This window comes from Megasphaera elsdenii DSM 20460 (assembly GCF_003010495.1).
Lineage (GTDB): Bacteria > Bacillota > Negativicutes > Veillonellales > Megasphaeraceae > Megasphaera > Megasphaera elsdenii.
Genome location: NZ_CP027570.1, coordinates 1,197,006 through 1,217,843 on the forward strand (window position 1 = coordinate 1,197,006; position 20,838 = coordinate 1,217,843).

General features: G+C 33.6%; 22 protein-coding genes. 21 read left to right on the plus strand and 1 reads right to left on the minus strand.

Annotated elements, in window-relative coordinates; genetic code table 11:
* Positions 1-71 precede the first annotated feature (71 nt).
* From C6362_RS05650 to C6362_RS11790, 13 genes are all read left to right on the plus strand, one after another.
* Positions 72-857 (plus strand): glycosyltransferase family 2 protein, encoded by a 786-nt coding sequence (locus C6362_RS05650; protein WP_014015772.1) that lies wholly within the window; start codon positions 72-74, stop codon positions 855-857.
* Positions 858-890: 33 nt separating this feature from the next.
* Positions 891-1,931 carry a glycosyltransferase family 4 protein gene (locus C6362_RS05655; protein ID WP_106699286.1) on the plus strand — a complete coding sequence of 347 codons (1,041 nt, stop codon included), beginning with the start codon at positions 891-893 and terminating at the stop codon, positions 1,929-1,931.
* A 3-nt stretch (positions 1,932-1,934) separates the two neighbouring features.
* On the plus strand, positions 1,935-2,744 hold the full coding sequence (locus C6362_RS05660) for a glycosyltransferase family 2 protein (protein ID WP_014015774.1): 810 nt from the start codon (positions 1,935-1,937) through the stop codon (positions 2,742-2,744).
* Between the two features lie 29 nt (positions 2,745-2,773).
* Positions 2,774-4,045: an O-antigen polymerase gene (locus tag C6362_RS05665; protein WP_014015775.1), complete on the plus strand. Its 1,272-nt coding sequence runs from the start codon at positions 2,774-2,776 to the stop codon at positions 4,043-4,045.
* A 19-nt stretch (positions 4,046-4,064) separates the two neighbouring features.
* Positions 4,065-5,582: a murein biosynthesis integral membrane protein MurJ gene (murJ, locus tag C6362_RS05670; protein WP_014015776.1), complete on the plus strand. Its 1,518-nt coding sequence runs from the start codon at positions 4,065-4,067 to the stop codon at positions 5,580-5,582.
* Between the two features lie 64 nt (positions 5,583-5,646).
* The gene (locus C6362_RS05675; RefSeq protein WP_014015777.1) at positions 5,647-6,879 is read left to right on the plus strand and encodes a nucleotide sugar dehydrogenase; all 1,233 of its coding nucleotides are present in this window, start codon (positions 5,647-5,649) and stop codon (positions 6,877-6,879) included.
* 63 nt (positions 6,880-6,942) lie between these two features.
* Positions 6,943-7,371 carry a hypothetical protein gene (locus C6362_RS11780; RefSeq protein WP_157868794.1) on the plus strand — a complete coding sequence of 143 codons (429 nt, stop codon included), beginning with the start codon at positions 6,943-6,945 and terminating at the stop codon, positions 7,369-7,371.
* A gap of 515 nt (positions 7,372-7,886) precedes the next feature.
* Complete coding sequence (locus tag C6362_RS05680; RefSeq protein WP_014015779.1) at positions 7,887-9,293, plus strand: reverse transcriptase/maturase family protein; 1,407 nt, start codon at positions 7,887-7,889, stop codon at positions 9,291-9,293.
* Positions 9,294-9,352: 59 nt separating this feature from the next.
* Positions 9,353-9,703 (plus strand): hypothetical protein, encoded by a 351-nt coding sequence (locus C6362_RS05685; RefSeq protein ID WP_041647109.1) that lies wholly within the window; start codon positions 9,353-9,355, stop codon positions 9,701-9,703.
* 53 nt (positions 9,704-9,756) lie between these two features.
* Complete coding sequence (locus C6362_RS11785) at positions 9,757-9,915, plus strand: hypothetical protein (RefSeq protein ID WP_014015780.1); 159 nt, start codon at positions 9,757-9,759, stop codon at positions 9,913-9,915.
* A 481-nt stretch (positions 9,916-10,396) separates the two neighbouring features.
* The gene (locus C6362_RS05690) at positions 10,397-11,293 is read left to right on the plus strand and encodes an HNH endonuclease signature motif containing protein (protein ID WP_198407954.1); all 897 of its coding nucleotides are present in this window, start codon (positions 10,397-10,399) and stop codon (positions 11,291-11,293) included.
* Between the two features lie 10 nt (positions 11,294-11,303).
* Positions 11,304-11,540, plus strand: a complete 237-nt coding sequence (locus C6362_RS11985; RefSeq protein ID WP_218925676.1) for a hypothetical protein — start codon at positions 11,304-11,306, stop codon at positions 11,538-11,540.
* On the plus strand, positions 11,521-11,832 hold the full coding sequence (locus C6362_RS11790) for a nucleotidyltransferase domain-containing protein (RefSeq protein WP_071821836.1): 312 nt from the start codon (positions 11,521-11,523) through the stop codon (positions 11,830-11,832). The genes C6362_RS11985 and C6362_RS11790 overlap by 20 nt, the downstream gene beginning before the upstream one ends.
* Before the next feature lie 137 nt (positions 11,833-11,969).
* Here C6362_RS11790 and C6362_RS05695 read toward each other — a convergent pair whose 3' ends face one another.
* On the minus strand, positions 11,970-12,620 hold the full coding sequence (locus C6362_RS05695; protein ID WP_041647111.1) for an IS256 family transposase: 651 nt from the start codon (positions 12,618-12,620) through the stop codon (positions 11,970-11,972).
* 536 nt (positions 12,621-13,156) lie between these two features.
* Here C6362_RS05695 and C6362_RS05700 point away from each other — a divergent pair.
* The 8 genes from C6362_RS05700 to C6362_RS05735 all read left to right on the plus strand — a co-directional run bounded on the left by C6362_RS05700 (position 13,157) and on the right by C6362_RS05735 (position 20,783).
* A complete protein-coding gene (locus C6362_RS05700; RefSeq protein WP_014015783.1) occupies positions 13,157-13,924 on the plus strand; it encodes an NAD/NADP octopine/nopaline dehydrogenase family protein in 768 nt (255 codons plus the stop codon).
* Positions 13,925-13,926: 2 nt separating this feature from the next.
* A complete protein-coding gene (locus tag C6362_RS05705) occupies positions 13,927-14,250 on the plus strand; it encodes an NAD/NADP octopine/nopaline dehydrogenase family protein (protein ID WP_071821837.1) in 324 nt (107 codons plus the stop codon).
* A gap of 272 nt (positions 14,251-14,522) precedes the next feature.
* Positions 14,523-14,996, plus strand: coding sequence for a Panacea domain-containing protein (locus C6362_RS05710; protein ID WP_014015785.1), 474 nt, complete (start codon positions 14,523-14,525; stop codon positions 14,994-14,996).
* Positions 14,993-15,565 carry a hypothetical protein gene (locus C6362_RS05715; protein ID WP_014015786.1) on the plus strand — a complete coding sequence of 191 codons (573 nt, stop codon included), beginning with the start codon at positions 14,993-14,995 and terminating at the stop codon, positions 15,563-15,565. Before C6362_RS05710 ends, C6362_RS05715 begins: the two co-directional genes overlap by 4 nt.
* 102 nt (positions 15,566-15,667) lie before the next feature.
* On the plus strand, positions 15,668-16,888 hold the full coding sequence (locus C6362_RS05720) for an AAA family ATPase (RefSeq protein ID WP_014015787.1): 1,221 nt from the start codon (positions 15,668-15,670) through the stop codon (positions 16,886-16,888).
* 17 nt (positions 16,889-16,905) lie between these two features.
* Entirely contained in the window at positions 16,906-17,646 is a 741-nt protein-coding gene (locus tag C6362_RS05725) for a HEPN domain-containing protein (protein ID WP_014015788.1), read from the plus strand.
* Positions 17,647-18,153: 507 nt separating this feature from the next.
* Positions 18,154-19,578, plus strand: coding sequence for an O-unit flippase-like protein (gene wzx, locus C6362_RS05730; RefSeq protein WP_014015789.1), 1,425 nt, complete (start codon positions 18,154-18,156; stop codon positions 19,576-19,578).
* 176 nt (positions 19,579-19,754) lie between these two features.
* Positions 19,755-20,783 (plus strand): DUF4917 family protein, encoded by a 1,029-nt coding sequence (locus C6362_RS05735; RefSeq protein WP_157868795.1) that lies wholly within the window; start codon positions 19,755-19,757, stop codon positions 20,781-20,783.
* Positions 20,784-20,838: the final 55 nt, after the last annotated feature.

Genomic DNA, 20,838 nt, shown 5'->3' on the forward strand with positions numbered 1-20,838 from the left:
CTGAGAAGGGGAGGTGGCCCGAAAGGGCCGGAAGGGTTCTTCCTATTTTTACAAAGGATGGAGTCATTATTATGTTTCATAAATCACCTTTGGTAAGTGTCATTATGCCTACATATAATTGTGCTGCCTATATTAGCACATCTATTGAATCTGTTATTTCACAAACAGTAACGGATTGGGAAATTCAAATCGTTGACGATTGCAGCACGGACAATACCCAATCTGTTTTACAACCTTACTTAAAAAAATATCCCAATATTCATTATTACTGTTTACCTGAAAATGGAGGCCCTGCTGTGGCGCGAACTGAAGCCATTAAAAGAGCAGCTGGGAAATATATTGCTTTTTTAGATAGCGATGATTTATGGTTCCCTGATAAATTAGAGAAACAAATTTCCTTTATGGAAAAAAAAGAGGCTGCTTTTTCGTGCACCGCATATGCTCAGATGGATGCTGACGGCAATTCTTTGCACACTGCTTTATATCCACCTGAACAAACTGATTATAAACGGTGTATTCGCTTATCGAATCCTATCGGTAATCTGACAGCTATGTATGATCAGGAAGCTTTAGGAAAATTTGCTGTTCCCTTGATTAAAAAACGTAATGACTTTGCCCTGTGGCTCCAAATTTTGAAGAAGACGCCATACTGCTACGGTATGCAAGAGGTCTTAGGAACCTATCGGCTCGGTCGGAAAGGTTCCGTTAGTAGTAATAAGTTGAAGCAAGCTAAATATCACTGGCAGTTATATCGCCAAATTGAAGGTCATAGTCGACTGCAAAGTCTATATGAATTAGGTTGTTGGGTTTTGGTAAAAGGTACACATATTGGTCAAAAAAAGAAACGTATTAGGTAATAACCTTGTTGTTATCTTGCTAATGGAGGAAGAATGATGAAAATAGCCATATTAGGACCGGTGATAACTAAAAAATATTTTGGTGGGGTGGCTACTTTTGATGAAGGACTTGCCTTTGCTTTTTCACAGTTGGGATATGAAGTTCTTATAATTACAACGCAGAGGAGTAAGGTGACCAATCTGTCTTTGAATATTAAACAGGTTTCTAAGTTACAAGTTGTTGCTAATATAAGGAAATATAAACCTGATTTAGTAATTGCATCTTTGCAATATGCTGCTTATTTTCCTTTTATACATTACGGTGTAAAGATATTGTTTTTGCATGGTTTTTTTAATTTTCAGTCATATGGCATTTTAAAGACCTTATTGGCGGTTGGCGCGACTAAATTTATGGCCAAATATAGTGATAAAATTTTAGCTAATAGTAATTTTACAGCAACAATTAATCGTAGAATTTGGAATATACCCGTTGATGGTATCGCGCATCTTGGCGCTGATGAGTGTTTTTTAAAAAAAATATCACAAAACAGGAATTCAGTAAAAAAGAAATCCGGTCAAATTTTGTTTACGGGAAGACTTGTTCTTAGCAAGAGAATAGATACCATTATTCGGGCCTTATCTTTATTGAACCGAGATGGTATTGGATATAATTTTGTCCTTGCTGGAGATGGACCTGAATTGTCACATTTGATGAAGCTAGCACAACAATTAGATGTATCTGTCAATTTTATGGGACGGGTTTCTCATGATGAAATTTATAAATTATATCAAGAATCAGAACTTTTTATTTCTCTTGGGGAATCGGAGTCTTTTGGGTTAACCTATGTTGAAGCTTTATTATCTAATTGTAAAATTGTTTGTCCTAGAACGGGTGGACAGGTGGAATTTTTGAATCACTATTCAAAATATGTTGGATTTGTTAATCCGTTAGATGATTTAAATATTGAGAATACCATAAAGCAATTATTATTAAAACCAACAGAATCCTTTATTTCATTTGATGATTTTGATAAATTTAATTATCGAAAAACTGCACAATCTATCGTGAATATTATGTCAAAAGAAAGCGTGTAGGATATGAAAAAAAAGTATAAATACATATTTGTAGTCCTGTTGTATAAAAATATGGTGGATATATTTGATTTAATAAAATCCATTGAAAAAACTTGCGATAATTATCATATTATTTTAGTTAATAGCTTTTTCGATGAGAACACGGAAGAAGAAGCATTGGAAATAGCCAGAAATCGAACAGATTGTTCTTTCCTCTCTGTTGAAAATCGTGGATATGGAGCCGGAAATAATGCAGGTGTACAGTATGCACAAGAAAATTTTGATTTTGAATTTATTATTATTTGCAATCCAGATACTGTTATTGAAAAATTTGATCACTCTGTTCTTTTTAATTCCAATCAAGCAGCCATTTATGCACCTAAGATTATCTCAAGGGATTATAAACGGCAAAATCCGAATTGGGCTTTTCACAGTGATATATTAGAGTATCTCCAGTATATAGCTTGTAAAAAAGAGAATTTATTAATGGATTATTTTGTTATAGCGATTTTGAAGTTTGCCAGGATTTTGTACAGTTATATAGCGGATATTTTTCGACTAAAAAAAATAAAAGTTGGAAATGCTCATGGTAGCTTTTTCATTATCTCTAAATCAGCGATAAACATTTTAAAACCACTATTTGATAGTCATATGTTTTTATTTTATGAAGAAGTTTATTTAGGACATAGAGCTTTTTGTAATCACATACCAATATATTATGTCAAAGATATATTCGTTCGTCACAAAGAAGATGGAAGCATGAAACTTTCTAATGTAAATCTTAGAAAAGAAGCCCATAAATCGGTAATATACTATAATGAACATCGAAAATGAAACACTGTATTCTAAAAAGGAGACCATAGATGATTATATTTATATTTATTGCTTCCTTGATTCTAATTTATTTTTCTAAATATATAGATTCTAATTTTTTTTCTCCAGTAGGTGTTGTTTCCATTTATTGGTGTCTTTTAGCTATTTTTTCGTTGGTTGGAACCTTATCTCTATATGAGTGGGATTATTACGGCTTATTGTGGATTTATTTGGGGATACTCTCTTTCAATGTATTTTATGCTATCGGAAGGCCTATTCGTTTTGTAACATCGTCTCATGTTAATGATGTCAATTTAAGTTCGATTTCAAAATTATCCTGGGCCGTTTTAATATTTTTAATGACTTTGGGAATAATTAAATGGGGAGCTCAAGTATATACTAATGGATTTAGCCTTACTGATTTTTTATCACTTGATAATTTAGCAGCGATGAATCATGAATTTGCAGTTAATCGTTATAGTGGAAATGATAATGAAGGAGGAATAGTCGGAATCATTATTTCTGTATTGAATGCAATGGTTTATTCAGCACCGCTTTGTGGTGGATTTGCTTATCCATATGCTGTTACTAGAACACACAAAAAAATAGCCATATTTTCTTTGATTCCGGTTTTCTTAGTGACGATGACTAATAATACGAAAGCTGGGATGATTGGAGGATTATTATTATTTATAGACAGCTACCTTATAGGGTATTATTGCAGATATAAGAAATGGCCGTCGATACATATTAAATCCATTTTACTATTGTTTTTTTCATTTAGTATTTTTTTGAGTATTATGATTTTTTCGATGATGCTTCGTATGGGAGACAGCAGCTTTTCTACAATTTCTATTGTATTACAAAAAATTATTGTATATGCATTCGGAAATATCCAGTCCTTTGATATTTGGCTTTCGCAAGATTATTATTGGATGCAAGATTACTCTTTTGGCGCGATGACATTTCTAGGAATTTCTAATGTACTTGGGCTTGTACAACGTGTACAAGGTGTTTATACGTCCTTACTAGGGACATCAAGTAATGTATATACTGTATTTAGAGGAATTGTTGAGGATTTTGGCATTATTGGAGGCATAATATTTATATCTCTACAAGGATTTTTTCTAAGGATTGCCATTAATTCAATTCACTCTTCATATAATCCTTTTATTTCAGTGCCTATTGCGATGAGCATTCTTTTCTTTTTTTTGTATGGAATGATTATTTCGCCATGGACATATCTTTCTTTTATAGTAGCATTTTTTATAGTATTAGTTTATGTTTTTATTGCGTATCATCATATAGATAAAAATACTTGAATATATTACGAGGTTTTTTATGATTACCAAGACGATGAGTAAGGCCATTAGCGGTGTTATTTTATTTACCCTTATAGCCAAGATATTAGGTTTTCTCCGAGAAGTGACATTGTCTTACTATTTTGGTGCGACTGGCATTTCAGATGCATATTTAATTTCCCAAACGATTCCTGGAACTCTTTTTCAGTTTGTCGGAACTGGATTAACTACATGTTTCATCCCTATATATTACAAATTACTTAACCAAGATGGGGATAATAAAGCAAATTATTTTACTAACGCTATTATTACTTTGGTATTAAGCTTTTCGACAGCCATTATTATTTTAATTTGGATTTTTACTCCTACCATTGTTAAATTATTTGCTATGGGATTTAATGGGGATACCTTATATTATGCCTGTCAGTTTACCAGAATTGGTGTGCTGAGCCTCTATTTTTCCACTTTTATTTATGTATATAATAGCTACTTACAAGCAAATAATATATTTACGCCCACTGCTTTTGCCGCTATTCCTAATAGTATTTTTATTATATTATCTATTATTTTAGGATCTTTTTTTAATATATGGATTTTATCAATTGGAAGTACGTTAGCTGTAGGGGTTCAGCTATTATTTTTATTTTATCCGATACATAAACTGAGATTTCATTTCCATTTCAATTTTAATTGGAAAGATGATTCAGTTCGTGAATTTTTTTGCTTATTAGGGCCGGTAATTATTGGGGTTTCTGTAAATGAATTAAACACACTAGTAGATCGAACCTTAGCTTCTCAAATATCTGTCGGCGGGATATCATCGTTAACGTATGCGAATAGTTTGATAATGCTAATTCAAGGAGGAATTGTTCAACCTATTGCAACGGTTTGTTATCCTAAAATCACTCATTATATTTCGATTAGAGATTCTAAAAGCGCTAAAAATATTGTAGAACAAACATTAAATTTTACACTTACATTATTGATACCATTAACTTTGGGACTTATAGTTTATAAATATATAATTGTCGATTCTTTATTCGGAAGAGGAGCCTTTGATCAAACGGCTATTCATATGACATCTAGCGCTTTGTTTTTTTACTCTTTTGGAATAATATTTGTAGGAATTCGCGAGATATTGTCTAGATTTTATTATTCGCATTCTAATACTATCATTCCCGTTAGAAATGCTATATTTGGTGTTATTATTAATATTATATTTAATATTGTATTTTCTAGATTTTGGGGAATTTCCGGTTTGGCTTTGGCTACGAGTTTGTCGGCATGGATTACGGCTATATTATTATGGTGGGGATGTGATAAATATTTAAAAAGTGGAGGATTGTCGATTGATATTAAAGATTTATTGAAAGTCTTTTTTGCAAGTCTTATCTCTATCGTGATTCCAGCTTGGTTTATATTAGATATATATGTTAGCAACGTCATCAAACTACTGATGGTGATACCTTTGAGTATTATTATATATTTTGTATTAGGAATATTTTTCCGAATTCAATTGTTTAAAATAGCTTATGGAATGATTATACGAAGAAAGTAGACTTTATTAGAAATAATTTGTTTTTTGTTTATTATAGCGTTTGAATGTTAGGAGGAAGTATTATATGAATATTGTAGTATCAGGAACTGGATATGTTGGGTTATCATTAGCAACATTACTTTCACAACATAATCATGTTGTAGCTGTCGATATTATTCCAGAAAAGGTTGATTTAATTAATCAACGAAAATCTCCCATTCAGGATGATTATATTGAAAAATATTTAGCTGAAAAAAATCTTGATTTAAAGGCTACGCTAGATGGCGAAAGCGCATATAAATCGGCAGATATTGTCATTATTGCGACTCCTACGAATTATGATAGCAATAAGAATTTTTTTGATACAAGTTCAGTGGAAGCCGTTATTGATCTTGTCATGAAATGCAATCCTGAAGCTATCATGATTATCAAATCGACAATTCCAGTTGGCTATACGAAGTACATTCGAGAAAAAACGGGAAGTAAGAATATTATCTTTAGTCCTGAATTTTTACGTGAGAGCAAGGCTTTATATGATAATCTGTATCCTAGCCGTATTATTGTAGGTACTGACTTGCAGGACGAACGTTTAGTTAAAGCTGCTCAAACTTTTGCCGCTTTGTTGCAGGAAGGTGCTATTAAAAAAGATATCCCTACCATATTTATGGGAATGACCGAGGCAGAAGCAGTAAAACTGTTTGCAAATACCTATTTGGCTATGCGTGTTTCTTATTTTAATGAGTTAGATACTTATGCAGAAGCTAAAGGTTTGAATACACAAGAGATTATAAAGGGAGTCTGTCTGGATCCTCGCATTGGCGACTATTACAATAATCCTTCTTTTGGCTATGGCGGTTATTGCCTCCCGAAAGATACGAAGCAGTTGTTAGCGAATTATGCGGACGTCCCGGAAAATTTAATTGAAGCTATCGTAGAATCAAACCGTACCCGTAAAGATTTCATTGCAGATGAAGTTTTAAAAATTGCAGGATATTATCATGGTAATAGTAAATATGACCAGCATATGGAACACGCTATGACCATTGGGGTATATCGCCTGACCATGAAATCAAACTCAGACAATTTCCGCCAGAGCAGTATTCAAGGGGTCATGAAACGAATCAAGGGAAAAGGTGCGACGGTCATCATTTATGAACCGACGCTCGAAGACGGGACTACCTTTTTTGGCAGTGTCGTTGTCAATAATTTAGAAAAGTTCAAAAAACGAAGCCATGCTATTATTGCTAATCGCTATGACCATTGCTTGGATGATGTAAAAGAAAAGGTTTATACGAGGGATTTGTTTGAAAGAGATTAAATAATGGAGAGGCGAATAATAGATAATGGACTTAGTTGCGATTATTGGTAAATTTGCTCCAGCATGCATAAAAAAATTATTTCTGATTTTAGAAACCGTCCTTATATAAGAGTAACTGCTGAATTAGGAATTAAAACAGGGGTGCATGCTGTTTTTGTTCATCGTAATCAAGTGGGGCAGAGTTCTGTTTTAAATACTGATAAGCCAGCAATTAAAATTCGTTGCGTAAATGAAACATCACACAAATGCTTTTTAGATAGAATAGAAATTGATTTTGAGAACGAAGAGTCTTATACGAAAAAAGATACTGATAGAGAATTAATTGAAGGTAAGCCTGAAGTAGTATATATTACTTTAGACGAGTTAAATCTGGATACGGATTCTATGCCAAGAAAATGTATTAAAAGGATTACGGTTTTTGATACTGTGCGAGGAATATGGAATGTTGAATGTGAGAATATTGATTTGTTAAATCGGCAGATTTTTCATTAATTTGGATAATCAGACTAATAGCAGCAAGACTATGAATAGAAATTATGTAGCCGTATTGCCATAGAAGCATATCGAGAAAAGAAACGAAACTGGTTATCCATTCTTGATTTTTCAAACTGTGGTTACGCAATATTTATTTGTTCAAAAAGTTGTAAACTGCTGTTGGTATGATATAATAATAGTGTCTTAGACAGTTAGGTCTAAGAGCAAGAGATGTTTGTCAAGTGTTTCTTGACGAATTTATTAATAATATGAAGCTTCATATTGTTAATAAATAATGCTTCTAGTATTATAACCAATACGAAGAAGAACATGAATGTATCGAATGTGATTGAACATGATACAGTAATGTTAATCGGGAACATTTGAATCACCTCTAGGATTATCATAGCATAATTCGGGATATTTCTTTGGCAATTGCAGTTGATGCACCAGAGGACAGTATACCCATCGGTTATAAGGATATTGCCACCTTGACCGATGGGTTTTATTATATATATAGGAGATTATGGTGTATGGATATGGAATTCGACGCATTTCGAAAAGAAAGTACGGGTAAAGCATATGCTCATTTCGGAACACGATGCACATTGAAAGATGACTGGGTGTGGAAATATGTGACTGTTCCACAAAATATTGAGACGCATAAATTTTTTCCGTTCATTTCATTTGAAAAAGATTATACGAAATATAATAGTCGTGACAAGAAGCTTAAAGTTAAAAATCGATTATTGTGTTATGCGACACATTTGGATCGCTGCATCTATCAGTATTATTCGTTTTTATTAAATAATTATTACAATAAACGAGTTGAAAATAATGGCATAGATAAGGTTGCTGTGGCATATCGGACTGATTTACACAAGAGTAATATTCATTTTGCTAAAGAAGTATTTGATTTTATAAAAAATCAAGGTTCGTGCTATGTAATTGTTGGTGATTTTAAATCTTTTTTTGACTCTTTGGATCATAGATATTTAAAACAGCGATTGTGTGATTTACTTGGGGTAGATAGGCTTTCAGAGGATTGGTATGCTGTCTATAAGAGTATTACAAAGTATGCAGAATGTCGAATTGAAGATATTGCTTATTTCTTGGGGAAAAAGTATTCTCCTCAAGAATATAAGGATATAAATAAGTGCTTTAAATTAATGGGCACAAAGCAATTTCATAAATTTAAAAAGCAGATATTTCGTAATTTACGTGAAAGTGATGACGATAAGACTGCTTTTCATTCAGCTATTGAGAAGAATAAAAAGTCATATGGAATACCACAAGGTTCTTCGATTAGTGCGGTTTTAGCTAATGTTTATATGCTTGACTTTGACAAAAACATTTATAATTATATTCAATCATATGATGGATTTTATATGAGATATTGTGATGATTTTATTATTGTATTCCCCTCATCCAATAAGGAAGAATTTTTGTCAAAATATAAGAAGATTCGAGAATTCATTGATAATATTCCAAGGCTGAAATTGGAAAAGCAGAAAACCCAAATTTATGAGTATCGAAATCAATCTATCATTAACCGATTTTCGTATATCTCGGATAGTCCAGAGGAACGACCGAAGCAGCGGATTGATTATTTGGGATTTTCTTTTGATGGTCAAAAAGTTACTGTCCGTGATAAGACTTTATCGAAATACTATTATCGAATGTATCGGAAAGTAAAGTCTGCGAAGTATTGGTCACTTCGGAAAAAACGTGTGCAGACTAAAGGGTTGTATCAACTATACTCTGCTCATGCGAACTGGAGCGATTCACAAAGTCAAAATCCCAAGAAAAAGAACGGAAATTTTTTAACCTATGTACAGCGTGCAGAAAAAGAGTTTGGAAAAGATGAATTGATAGACCGAGGGACTTCTCGTCACATGGTAAAAATTAAACGTGCCATTGCTAAATGGGGCAAGACCTAAGATTGATATTATGAGAGGAACATTTTATTTATAGATATTTTATAAGGAAGGTGTAATAAATGATAGCGTCAATAGATGAAAATAAAGTAAACGAATATTTAGAGGATAATAAAAAGAGAATTGGGGATAGTTTCAGTTCTACACAGCCTGGAACGGTTGAAATCAAAGAAATTATTGGGGGAAAAAACAAAGACTTTCCAGATCAAGATGGAGTTATTGATAGTTCTATGACAACGTATGGCAGATATTGCAGTGAAGATAAGATCATAAAAATTAATACCGAAGCTATAGCCCAAAAGCTAGAAGATATGAGAAATTCATTGTACCATCAATATGAAAAAACTTCCCAAAGTGACAAAAAAATTTATATAAAAGTAATAAAAAATCTTTATATAAATTTATTGATTTAATTCTTTTACATGAATATGCACATGCTTATCAAAATCAAATTGAAGGCAAAAAGATGGAAAAAAATAACTATGAGTTAGAAGTAGAAGCAGATGAAATAAGCAAAAGAATTTTTATGAAAGATTATAAAGGTACTCCAGATGAAATAACAGAGATGTTGTTGGATACATTCGAAGAACATCATGAGTATTTACAGAATGTGATAAAGAAGTAGAAATTATCATAGCAGATTGATTTACCTATAATTCAAATTGCTATCGTCCATTCACGAAGATATAATATCAGAACTTTTACGCACCTCAATGGGTTCCAAAGATGGTTTATATGATGTCTGAACTAAATTTATTTTAAGCAGAGTTGTTACTTAGGGCAAGAGATTTTGGTGAAGAAAACAAGTGTAAAAATAATTCGGTTGCGGTGAATCACTGAGCCGGATTGTTTGTTAAGAAAATAGCCGAAAATACATAAAATATGGCATAAATATGGATTTAGTGTTAGAATAAAAACAATAAAGAAGCGTTTGATTGTAATTTCTAGTGATGAGGTCTCTTGTATGTGACAAATTAAATTGTCGTAGGAGATTTACAGAAGTCATCCATAGAATCGAAAATTTGAGATAAGATTAGCATCAGTGTACTGCAAATTTAAAGAAAGGAAATGATGATTTTGCTTCTGTAATTGTCATAAAAATTCAAATGAATCGAAAACCGATACCTGAAAATGTTAAGCGTAGATTATGGGCTGAATCAATGGGACGTTGTATGAATCCAGCTTGTAGAGAAAATTTATTTATAGATGATAATGATATCATGGAAAAAGCGCATATTAATGCGTATTTTGAAACTGAAGATAATTCATATGAAAATTTAATAATATTATGCCCTAATTGTCATAAGAAATTTGATAAAACCAATCAGATCAGTATACAAACTGTTAAAGAGTGGAAAAAAATTAGACGAGAGGAGTTAGAAAGGTTTTTTTCTATTAAATTTAAATCTTTTGATAGACTAAAAGAAAAAGTAGAACCGATATTGAGGGAAAATTATGATATATACAAGAATTACTATTTAAATGAGAATAAAACTTTGTGGAAGAAATTCGAACCTAAAATATTGGTGAATAATGAAATTCTAAAATCATTGTTCAAAAACAATTGTAATTTATTTCCAGATTATCCAAATAAAGATTACTCAAACTTAGAAGTGATTCAAACCTTCATAACCCATGTCAATGAGTTTAAAAATACTAGAGGCGACGAAGAAAAACAAAGACAGGTGCTTTTTCCTCAAGAAATAAATTCTATTTTTGGTATTACGCCAGTAAGTGGCTCTATTATACTTGGCGCGGAATCATTGGAAGAATTAATAAAGGTATTAAGGAGAAAAGGGCGGTTTGAATCTATCATGTTAGGAATAGATAAGCCATATATATTATTGAAAAGTGGGGGAAAAATATTTGTAGATGATACACCAAGATTACGGCAATTGTATTTTAATAATTACTGCTTTAGAAAAACAGGGGTTAGATTACAGAACCTGAATTTTGCTTTGAGCTGTTTAAAATCTAGAAACGTGCCTTTTTTCATATACTAATCCTAACTCATTGAGAGAAATTGAAGTGAATGGTACTAAGATAATTTTTGTTTATAAATATTGTTTGAGCAAAGCTTTTTTATTTAGAATGAATCCGGAACCTGGCTGTATAGTTGTAAATTTGCATAACTGGAATGGAAAAGCCTGTATATCTCAAGAAGCATTAAATTTCGCAGCGTCTCTTGACACTAGATTGTTTACAATCGAAGACTTTTTTAAATATATCAATGAAATTAGAAAAAAATAATATAATTAATCTGATTAAGCAAAATATGAACCTATTTGGGGCATTTGATGAAGTTTATGTTTTTGGCTCTATTTTAGACTCAGAGAAGTATTCAAATGATATTGATATTTTGTTATTATATTCCAATTTTTCATATGGGATTCTAGCAAGCATAAGTAGCATTATTAAATGTATAGAACACTTAACATCTTACCCAGTGGATATAACTGCTTTAAGTTTTGAAGAAGAAAAAGAGGTTGATTTTATAGGTAGATTAGATAAAAAATATATATGTATAAAGCGATGCCGATAGTTTATGTGTAAATGTCAATGAGAAAGTGAGCCAGGTGATTACGAATTTTTGAGTCACAATGATTATGGAGAATTAACTTTGATGGTAGTGTCAAGATTCTTTCGCAAATTCATTTCATCCGCCAGTAAATATCGTAATCAGATATATGGATTTTCCTCGTCATTTGGCTGCTCAATTTTCATCTTGAATAGATGCTCCATGTCCATATAGCGTTTTGAGCCCCATTCCGAGGCGGCAACATGACGAAGTCTGGCACAGACGAGCATCAAAGCACTGTTGCCGTCAGGAAAGGCACCAATGGCCCGTGTACGGCGGCGTATCTCGCGATTCACCCGTTCTGTTAGGTTATTTGTGCCTTTCATGCCTTCTGCGGCTTCGAGAATCTCACGGAACCCGTCTTTATTGGAGACCTTTGTGCCCCAAAGCAATTCGGTGATATCTTCGACACGGCGCACGGATACGCCGGCCAGGTACATCTCAATAAGGGCTTCCTCGACAGAGCATTCACGGCGTTTATAGCGCTCGATGATGGCCGTCTCAAACTGGATGCCCTTGAGCTTCGGCACGCGTAATCTGACTTCGCCGGAAGTCGTGCCAAAAATCCGCTCGTAATGACCGGAACGGTAGCCCTTACGGTCTCCCGTTCGCTCATACTTGCCAGCGCGGACGAGTTCATCCGCCTCGTGGTCGAGCAGGGCGTTCAGTGTTTCCTCTACACTGTTGCGTACAAGATCCTTTAAATTATTCTTTATAAGATCCTCATTAAGTTGTATAATATTACCAGATATGGTCTATTGCCTCCTTACGAATTTTGTGTGGTAACTTAATTGTACTAGCGGCAATAGACTATGTCTATTTTTATGAAATTGAATTTGCGAAATATATTTTACCTTATCGGATGTTATCCGTGGTTCTGATCTGGTTGTTTCTGCAGTTACGAGGGCAACTGAAAATTTTGCATCAGATGACTGCTATAAACCTGGAGTGACGGTTATCCCTGTTTGCACATTAGGATTTCAGAACTGTGATTTGTTCTTTGATTAGGTATTTACAGATGAAATTGAACAGATCAGAGGATTCAAATATTTTGATAAGTTTAAGTCTGTTCATAATGTGACAGATGTTTTATTGGGAAGAGTACCAGGACGTTTAAATGATAAGCAGCGTATCCTGGTTTATAATTATGGCGTAGGCATTCATGATCTGTATTTTGCGGAACAGTTTTATCATGCAATACAAGGTACAGACATTGAATATAATTTTTGTAAAGAAAAGTATTTTATCTGATCATGGATACTGCTGAAGTACACAGGGAGGAATGCATATGCGTATCTGCATAGTCGGCGGTGGTAATATCGGTACTTTATTAGTGGGTGAAGCAGCCGCGGATGGTCATGACGTAACTATGTATACATCCAGACCGGACAGCTGGCATAATCATATTGTAGTAAAAGATATTCAGGGACTCATCATCGCAGAGGGGGATATCTACACAATTACAGATGATATGTCTTTGGCTTTAAAAAATCAGGACTATATCTGTGTGACACTTCCATCTATTGCTCAGAAGTCTTTTGCAGATAAGGCTGCGGCTTATGTAAAGCCCGGCACTCGATTTGTGATGATTCCTGGTTATGGCGGCACAGAATTCCTTATGCAATCGGTGCTGAAGCAAGGAGCAGTCCTTATTGGCTTTGAACGGGTACAGGCTATTGCCCGGTTGATTCGTTATGGACAGAGTGTTTGTATGAGGGGCCGTAAAAACGAAATTCAACTAGCATCCTATCCCCAGTGCCCTGAAGATGAAATAAAAACTATTGCAAATGATATGGAAGTTCTTTTTCATCTGCCAGTAAAAATCATGCCTAATTACCTGAATATAACATTTACGCCGTCCAATCCGGTATTGCATACCTCCCGTTTGTATTCAATGTTTAAAGACTATCAGGAGGGCGTGTATTATCCGAGTCATCTTCCTTTCTATGATGGCTGGACTGATTTTTCTTCTAAAGTTCTCTTTCGATTGGATGATGAAGTTCAGCTTCTCTGCTCTACGCTTAATCATTTAGACCTTGATGGTGTCAATCTTTAAGGTTGCATTATGAAAGTCCGACAATATCAGCGATGACCTATAAATTAACCCATATAGATTCATTCCATGGAATTATGTCTCCCATGAAAGAAACCGATAAAGGATGGATTCCGGATTTTAATAATCGTTATTTCAGCTGTGATTTTAATTATGGCTTAGAAATTCTTTATCAGTTTGCCCAAATCTGTCATCTAAAAGTACCTGCGATGGACACTGTAATGCAGTGGTATCGTAAGGTAACTCATAGTAATAAGACGATAGTAGATATTGAAGAATATGGAATTCATTCTATAGATGATATTTATATTAAGTATCTGAGTAAATAGCTTGTAAGCGATAAATAATCGATGGACTTTTTAACATCTGGAAATATGTGAAAATAACTCTAGTCAATTTAAATGATTTATACTGGTGTTAATGAATATGAATATTATCTTGTCACCCAATAACCTATTCATCACATGAGGCTATACAGATGTACTCCAATAGTTGGTAACGTTTCACTTATTCTAGAAACGTTGACAAGAGTGTAGAAAATGATATATTAATTGTAAAATGTAGACAAAATAGCTATTTTTTGAAAGGGGAGAAACAGCGTATGTATACGTGGAAAGGTGTGGCGGACTGGATTTTACAAAATATTGATAATGTAACTGATAAAAAATTACAGAAGTTGATGTATTTTGCATATGCGTGGTATTTAGTATTTTTCAATGAATCCGCAAATGAAATAGAAAATCGTTTGTTTGATGAACACTTTGAAGCATGGGTTCATGGGCCTGTTTTACCTGCCTTATACCAAGATGTAAAAGAATTTCATAGTGATGATATTCCCAAAAATTATTTTGAAAAGTATAGAGAACGTTTTTCGACAGATACATTGAATTTATTTGAACAAATAAAAAAAGTGTATGGTGCATATAATGGAAATCAGTTAGAAAGCATTGTCCATCAAGAAGATCCGTGGATTCATGCACGTAAAGGTTGTAGCAGTTATGAAATATGTAAAAATATCATTACGGATGGGGAAATTTTTAGCTATTATATAAAAAGAATTGTTGATGAATCATGACAAAAAGAAAAAATGTATTGAATCAGACTACGCCTATTAACGAAGTAAAAAATCCAATCAAGCCTTATGAAGATAAAGAGAAAAGAATTGTTTTTGATATTTCTTTTAAAGGTCTTTTCTATTTTGTTGATTGTAAGGGCTTTACTAATAGACTTAGAAATGAAAAAGAATTTAGCGAGAAATTCTCTCAATTCATCACACTTATTCACAAACTGGAAAAGAAAGAGTTTGGGCAAGAATTAATTCAGGAGCCAGGAATGAGGCACTGTCATCTCATAAAGCAAGAAGAAAAGAGAGAATTAGTTCACAAATGTTTTGTGGAATCACTGAAAGAATGCGTGAGTCAACCAGATCAGCGAGAAGATTACTGGGCGCAGATTACCGAAGGGGAAAAATTATATCAGATTGGATTTGAAAAAGAATGGAGATTCATTGGGATATACAAGGAAAATAGGAATTTATTTTACATTTTATTGTTCGATTGGCATCATTCTCTCTTTCCTGATGAACGGAGAAATACTATTAATCTTAAACTGATGAAATATAGTTTATTTGGTAGAAATAAATGATACTTAGAATTAAACAAATATTGTAGTAAAGTAATATGGATTTATATTAATCCGAAAGCTGACGGTAGCAAAGAATTCATATTATAAATTAGGAGTGGTGATATGTTATTAGAGTATACATGTTCTAACTATAAATCCATAAAAGATAGGGTACTTTTTTCGTTGCTGGCAGATAAAGATATTTCTTCTCATACCCCAAATACTGTGCTTTATGACAATAAAAAAATTTTAAAATCTGCCGTAATTTATGGCGCTAATGGCTCTGGAAAAACTAATTTTTTAAATTCAATGAAATTCATGAAATTATTAGTGGCTACTAGCATTCGCAAACAGCCTGGCGAAGGCATTCCTCAACTTTCGCATAAACTTTCTGCATCTAATGTTCCGACGGTGTTTACTGTACAGTTCATTCGTCATGGAATTCGATATTCGTATGGTTTTTCTGTTTTGCATAATATGATTGATGGGGAGTATTTGTACTACTTTCCCAAAAAGCGACTTGTAAAAATTTTTGAACGTGATGGAATGAATATTATTCCTGGAAATAGATATAAAAATTCGTTTGATGTGAGCCAGAGCATATTAAAAGAAAATAGGTTGTTTTTATCTTGTGCTGCTAATTACACAAATATTAAAGAAATAGAAGAGGCGTTTTTGTTTTTTGTGGAAGATGTAGTTATTTATGATAATAATGAAAATGATTGGACTGGCTCTTCTATTCATTTGATGAGAGAAAATAAAGTAATTAAACATAAGTTTATATCATTATTACAGGAATTTGGTACAGGCATACAAAATATTAGCAGTAAGACTGAAAAAGTAAAAATTGCTACGGAACCTTTACCAGATGAAATAAAAAAGTTTTTGCCTAAAGTAGCAAATCGTATTACGATTAAAGTTGATTATGGTAAATTTCAAACTGACTTGATGTCGGAAGAATCAGATGGTGTTCAAAAATTATTTGAGTTATTGTGTCCTATTTTAGATATTTTAGCTAAAGACAAAGTCTTAATTTGTGATGAATTAGAGAATAGTTTACATGAAATTTTAGTGGCCCATATTATAAAACTATTTCATGATAATGAATCTAAAGCGCAACTTATATTTTCAACGCATGATACAAGTCTGTTAAGTAATAATATTTTTCGCAGAGATCAGATTTGGTTTACTCAACTTACTCAAGACAGAGCAACAGATTTGTATTCTCTGATAGAAATTAAAAATATAGATAATTTAGAGAACCTTGAAAAAGGGTATATTAGTGGTAAATACGGAGCGATTCCGTTCTTGAATATCTCATCTATTAGTAAATTGGAAAAGTAAAGGGGAGGGAGCGATAAATGTTGTTAGAACCAAATTATAAGCTTACTCCTAGGAATAAAAATGTTAGAGAAAAATGTCCATCTAAAACTGTGATGAAATTTTCTCTAAAAGAAATAAAACAACATTTTGATGAGAGTTTAGCAATGCTTCGCAATCAAACATCTATTGCGCATGGTTTTTATGAAAATCGAAATGTAGAGGAAGCAAAATATATATGGCGCACACAAATTGTATTATTAGAAAGTGCTTATGATTTTTATCTACATGAAATTACTAAGTATGGGTTATGCCGGATATACGAAAAACAATGGGATGAAACTCCAAAATATAAAAACATAAATATTAACATGGAAACATTGTCGGAAGCTTTAATTAGTAATGGAAGTTTGGACTGGTTTTTAAAATTCACAAATGACCATTATAGTATCAAAACATTAACATCTTATCAGTCTTTTCGTGATCAATGTAATTTGTTGGGGATTGATTATAGAGAAATTGCAGATGAAGTGTTCTATGATAGGAATTCTCGCAAATCAACAGAAGAAAAATTAGAAAATGTCATAACTGAGCTTTTTAAACGAAGAAATCGAATTGCGCATCAATATGATCGTGAATATGCTGATGCTGAACCTCAAAATATTGATGAAAAAACAGTAGAAGATTTTTTGCAAAGAATCTCTGAAATTGTGGATTCTATTTATCGAGCAGTACTTAGAAAAGATGGAATTTTTAATGATTTTACTTGCAATGATAAATAAAAAAGAAACTGGTGTCTATATCTTTGGGAGCGAGTGTCAAACGTCCGCTAACACATAAAGCATATTTTTTAGAAAATGAATATATACAACAGCACTTTACAACTTTTACGCCATTTTGGAAGTTGACGAGTCCAGTTTACATAAAGCATGAACTAAGTCCGTTGAATTTTTTACGGGTTAGGCCTTAGCGACCAAAGTGCAAAAAATATTTCATGCTGTATTTGCCAATTTATATGACTTCGCAGTTCTTGCATATTGGCGTTTTTTGTATTTCACAAAAGACTCATTTAGATACGGAAGCATTTTCAGGTTATTGTAATTCCGGTGAAGAAAACGAAGAGAGGGGAATGCTTGCAAAAACAGCTGGGCCATGATTGGCCAGGTCAACAGGAATTGCGTTGGCCGTGTCGCTGTAGAAAAATAGTGAGCAGTTTCATTATACTTCAAAGTGTGGTTACGCGATACTTAGTTGTTCAAAAAGTTGTAAACTGCTGATTAGGTGAGTATATGCAGATTAATACACAAAAGAAAGATATTATATGGAACTACTTGGGAATCTTCTTCTCTTTGGGTTCTCAAGTTATATGGCTGCCTGTCCTGATTCATTACTTACCACCTGATATTTTAGGTTTATGGTACGTATTCGTCAGTATTGGTGGTATGGTTGAACTTCTTGATAGTGGCTTTACGCCAACTTTGAGCCATTGCATGACTTATGCGTGGAGTGGAGCCATGGATTTGAAGAAACAGGGTGTCGTCTTTTCCGGTGAACGGAGTGGGCCGAATTATGCTTTGGTTTATGGGATTTTGAGTACTTGCCGAGTCTTATATTTTGGCATTGCCTGTGTAGCTACCTTAGTTATGGTCGGTGCTGGTACGTTGTACGTGCAGCGCATCGCCTCGGCCTATTTATCTTGGCAAGTTTATGCTACTTGGATGCTTTATATAGCATCAACCTTTATTAATCTTTATATAGGCTATTATGCCGTCGTCCTCGTCGGTATCGGCGATATTTTTCATAAAAACCGGGCACAGATTTTATCGAAAGGTGCTTTTTTGATATTAGGAACACTCGGCCTTGTTTGTGGCTTTGGGATTCTCAGCCTTGGCGTAGCTTATTTTGCCAGCGGTTTTGTTTTACGCTTTTTGTGCAAGCATTATCTCATCAAGGAGCATAAGTTTGATGAATTATTTCGAAAATATCGCCATCAGACAGATTATTCCAAGCGCCATGTCTTGGCTATGATGTGGCCCAATGCCTGGCGGGATGGATTAGTTACGGTTACGGCTTATCTGACAGGGCAGGCTACGGTACTGATGAGCAGCGGCTTTCTGACTCTGTATGAAACGGGGATTTACTCTTTTTCCATGCAAGTCGTCAATGCCTTGATTAGCATTGCTTCAGGTATGTTCAGTGCCTATGTTCCGGCAATCCAATCGGCCTATGTATCCCGCAACCGGAAAGTCATGAAAGATTTATACGCGAAGTCCATGGCCTGTGCCTTTCACCTCAGTTTCTGGGGCATCATCGTTTTTGCAGCGATTGGCATTCCCATCGTACAACTCCTGCGCCATGACTTCGTCATTGAACGACCGGCCTTCCTGCTGTTGGCACTGTCAATTTATCTCTTGAATCGCCATCGAAGTTCTGCCTGCTTCATCAGTACCATGAATAAGCTGCCATATACCTTCAGCTTCATCTTCTTCGGCGTCATCAGTATCAGTGCCACCTATATCGGACTAGCCTACTTCCATTTAGGATTATGGGGCCTCATCCTTATTCCCTTAGCGGTCCAGTCCATCTACAATAACTGGAAATGGAACCAAGTCGTCAATCGCTATCTGCATACCACAGAAATCAGATTGATGAGACAGGGGACGGCTGATCTTATGCGGATCGTAGGGAATAAAATATTTAAAACGAAATCATAAAAATAATCCGGCTGCGGTGAAATCACTGGGCCGGATTGTTTTTTGCAGCAGTATAGAGATGCCTTGACACGATATTTATTTTGCCATAAACTAAAGATACATTAACGAACGTATTTTCTTATTTTGTTGCTATTATATAGGGAAAGGCATGAGTTTTATTGGGATATGAATGTTTATTGGCATTAGATGAAAAATATGGAACTGAATTGAAGGCTGCTACTTTGATTTTAGGTAATGGCTCCAGCATTTCTTACAGTTCAAAGTTTGCCTATTCCAGTTTATATGATGAAGCTGCTTTTACTGATGAAGAAAAACAACTTTTTGATAAATTTGATACGAATAATTTCGAATATATTTTGCGAAAGTTATTTCAAGCTAGTGAAGTAAATAAAGTTCTAGAACTTGATCAAGGAAAAAAGGTTAATTCTGTGTATGAAAATATTCGATTGAAATTGATTGAGACAATAAGATGTATTCATCCAGTTATGAGCGATATTGATCCAGCTACTGTTCATGATAAGGTATTTCGAATCATGATGGATTATAGATATATCATTGATTTGAATTATGACTTCTTATTGTATTGGATTTTAAGTAACAATGGTTTTTTATCTTCTTTTCCAATTGAAGAGAATGGGGCGAGAAGAAACGTATTCCAAGGGAGTCCTTTTCAATATTTTTATGATGGTTTTCGGAAAAATTGTGGAACTCATCTTTCTTTTGACTATGATTTTGTGGAAGAAGAGATAAGGAAAGAAGAGAAAACAGGAATATTTTATCCGCATGGAAATTTGTTATTCGTTCGAGATAAATTCGCTGGAGAAACATTAAAAATAAAAAGTGATGGCGATTTATTTGACGTTGTTGATAAAGATTGGGAAAAGGGATATACTCCACTCTTTATTAGTGAAGGAACAGCTAATAAAAAAATGAATAGCATACGGAGTATTTCTTACTTGAATTATGTTTATAATGAAATACTTAGCAACCTTACTGATTTTATAGTTATTTACGGCTGGTCAATGGGAGACTGCGATACTCATTTAATAAAGAAAATATTTTCCAATAAAAAAATTAAGACAGTTGCAGTTTCCATTTATAATGAAAATAGGGAGTTACAAGCAATACAAGAAGAAAAAATAGCAATAGAAAACAAGATAAAACACTATAATAAAGAAATAGCGGTTGAATTCTGGGAATGCTGACATTAGATAGAGAATTGAATTATATGTAAGTGATTTTTAAAAACTATCGGATAAT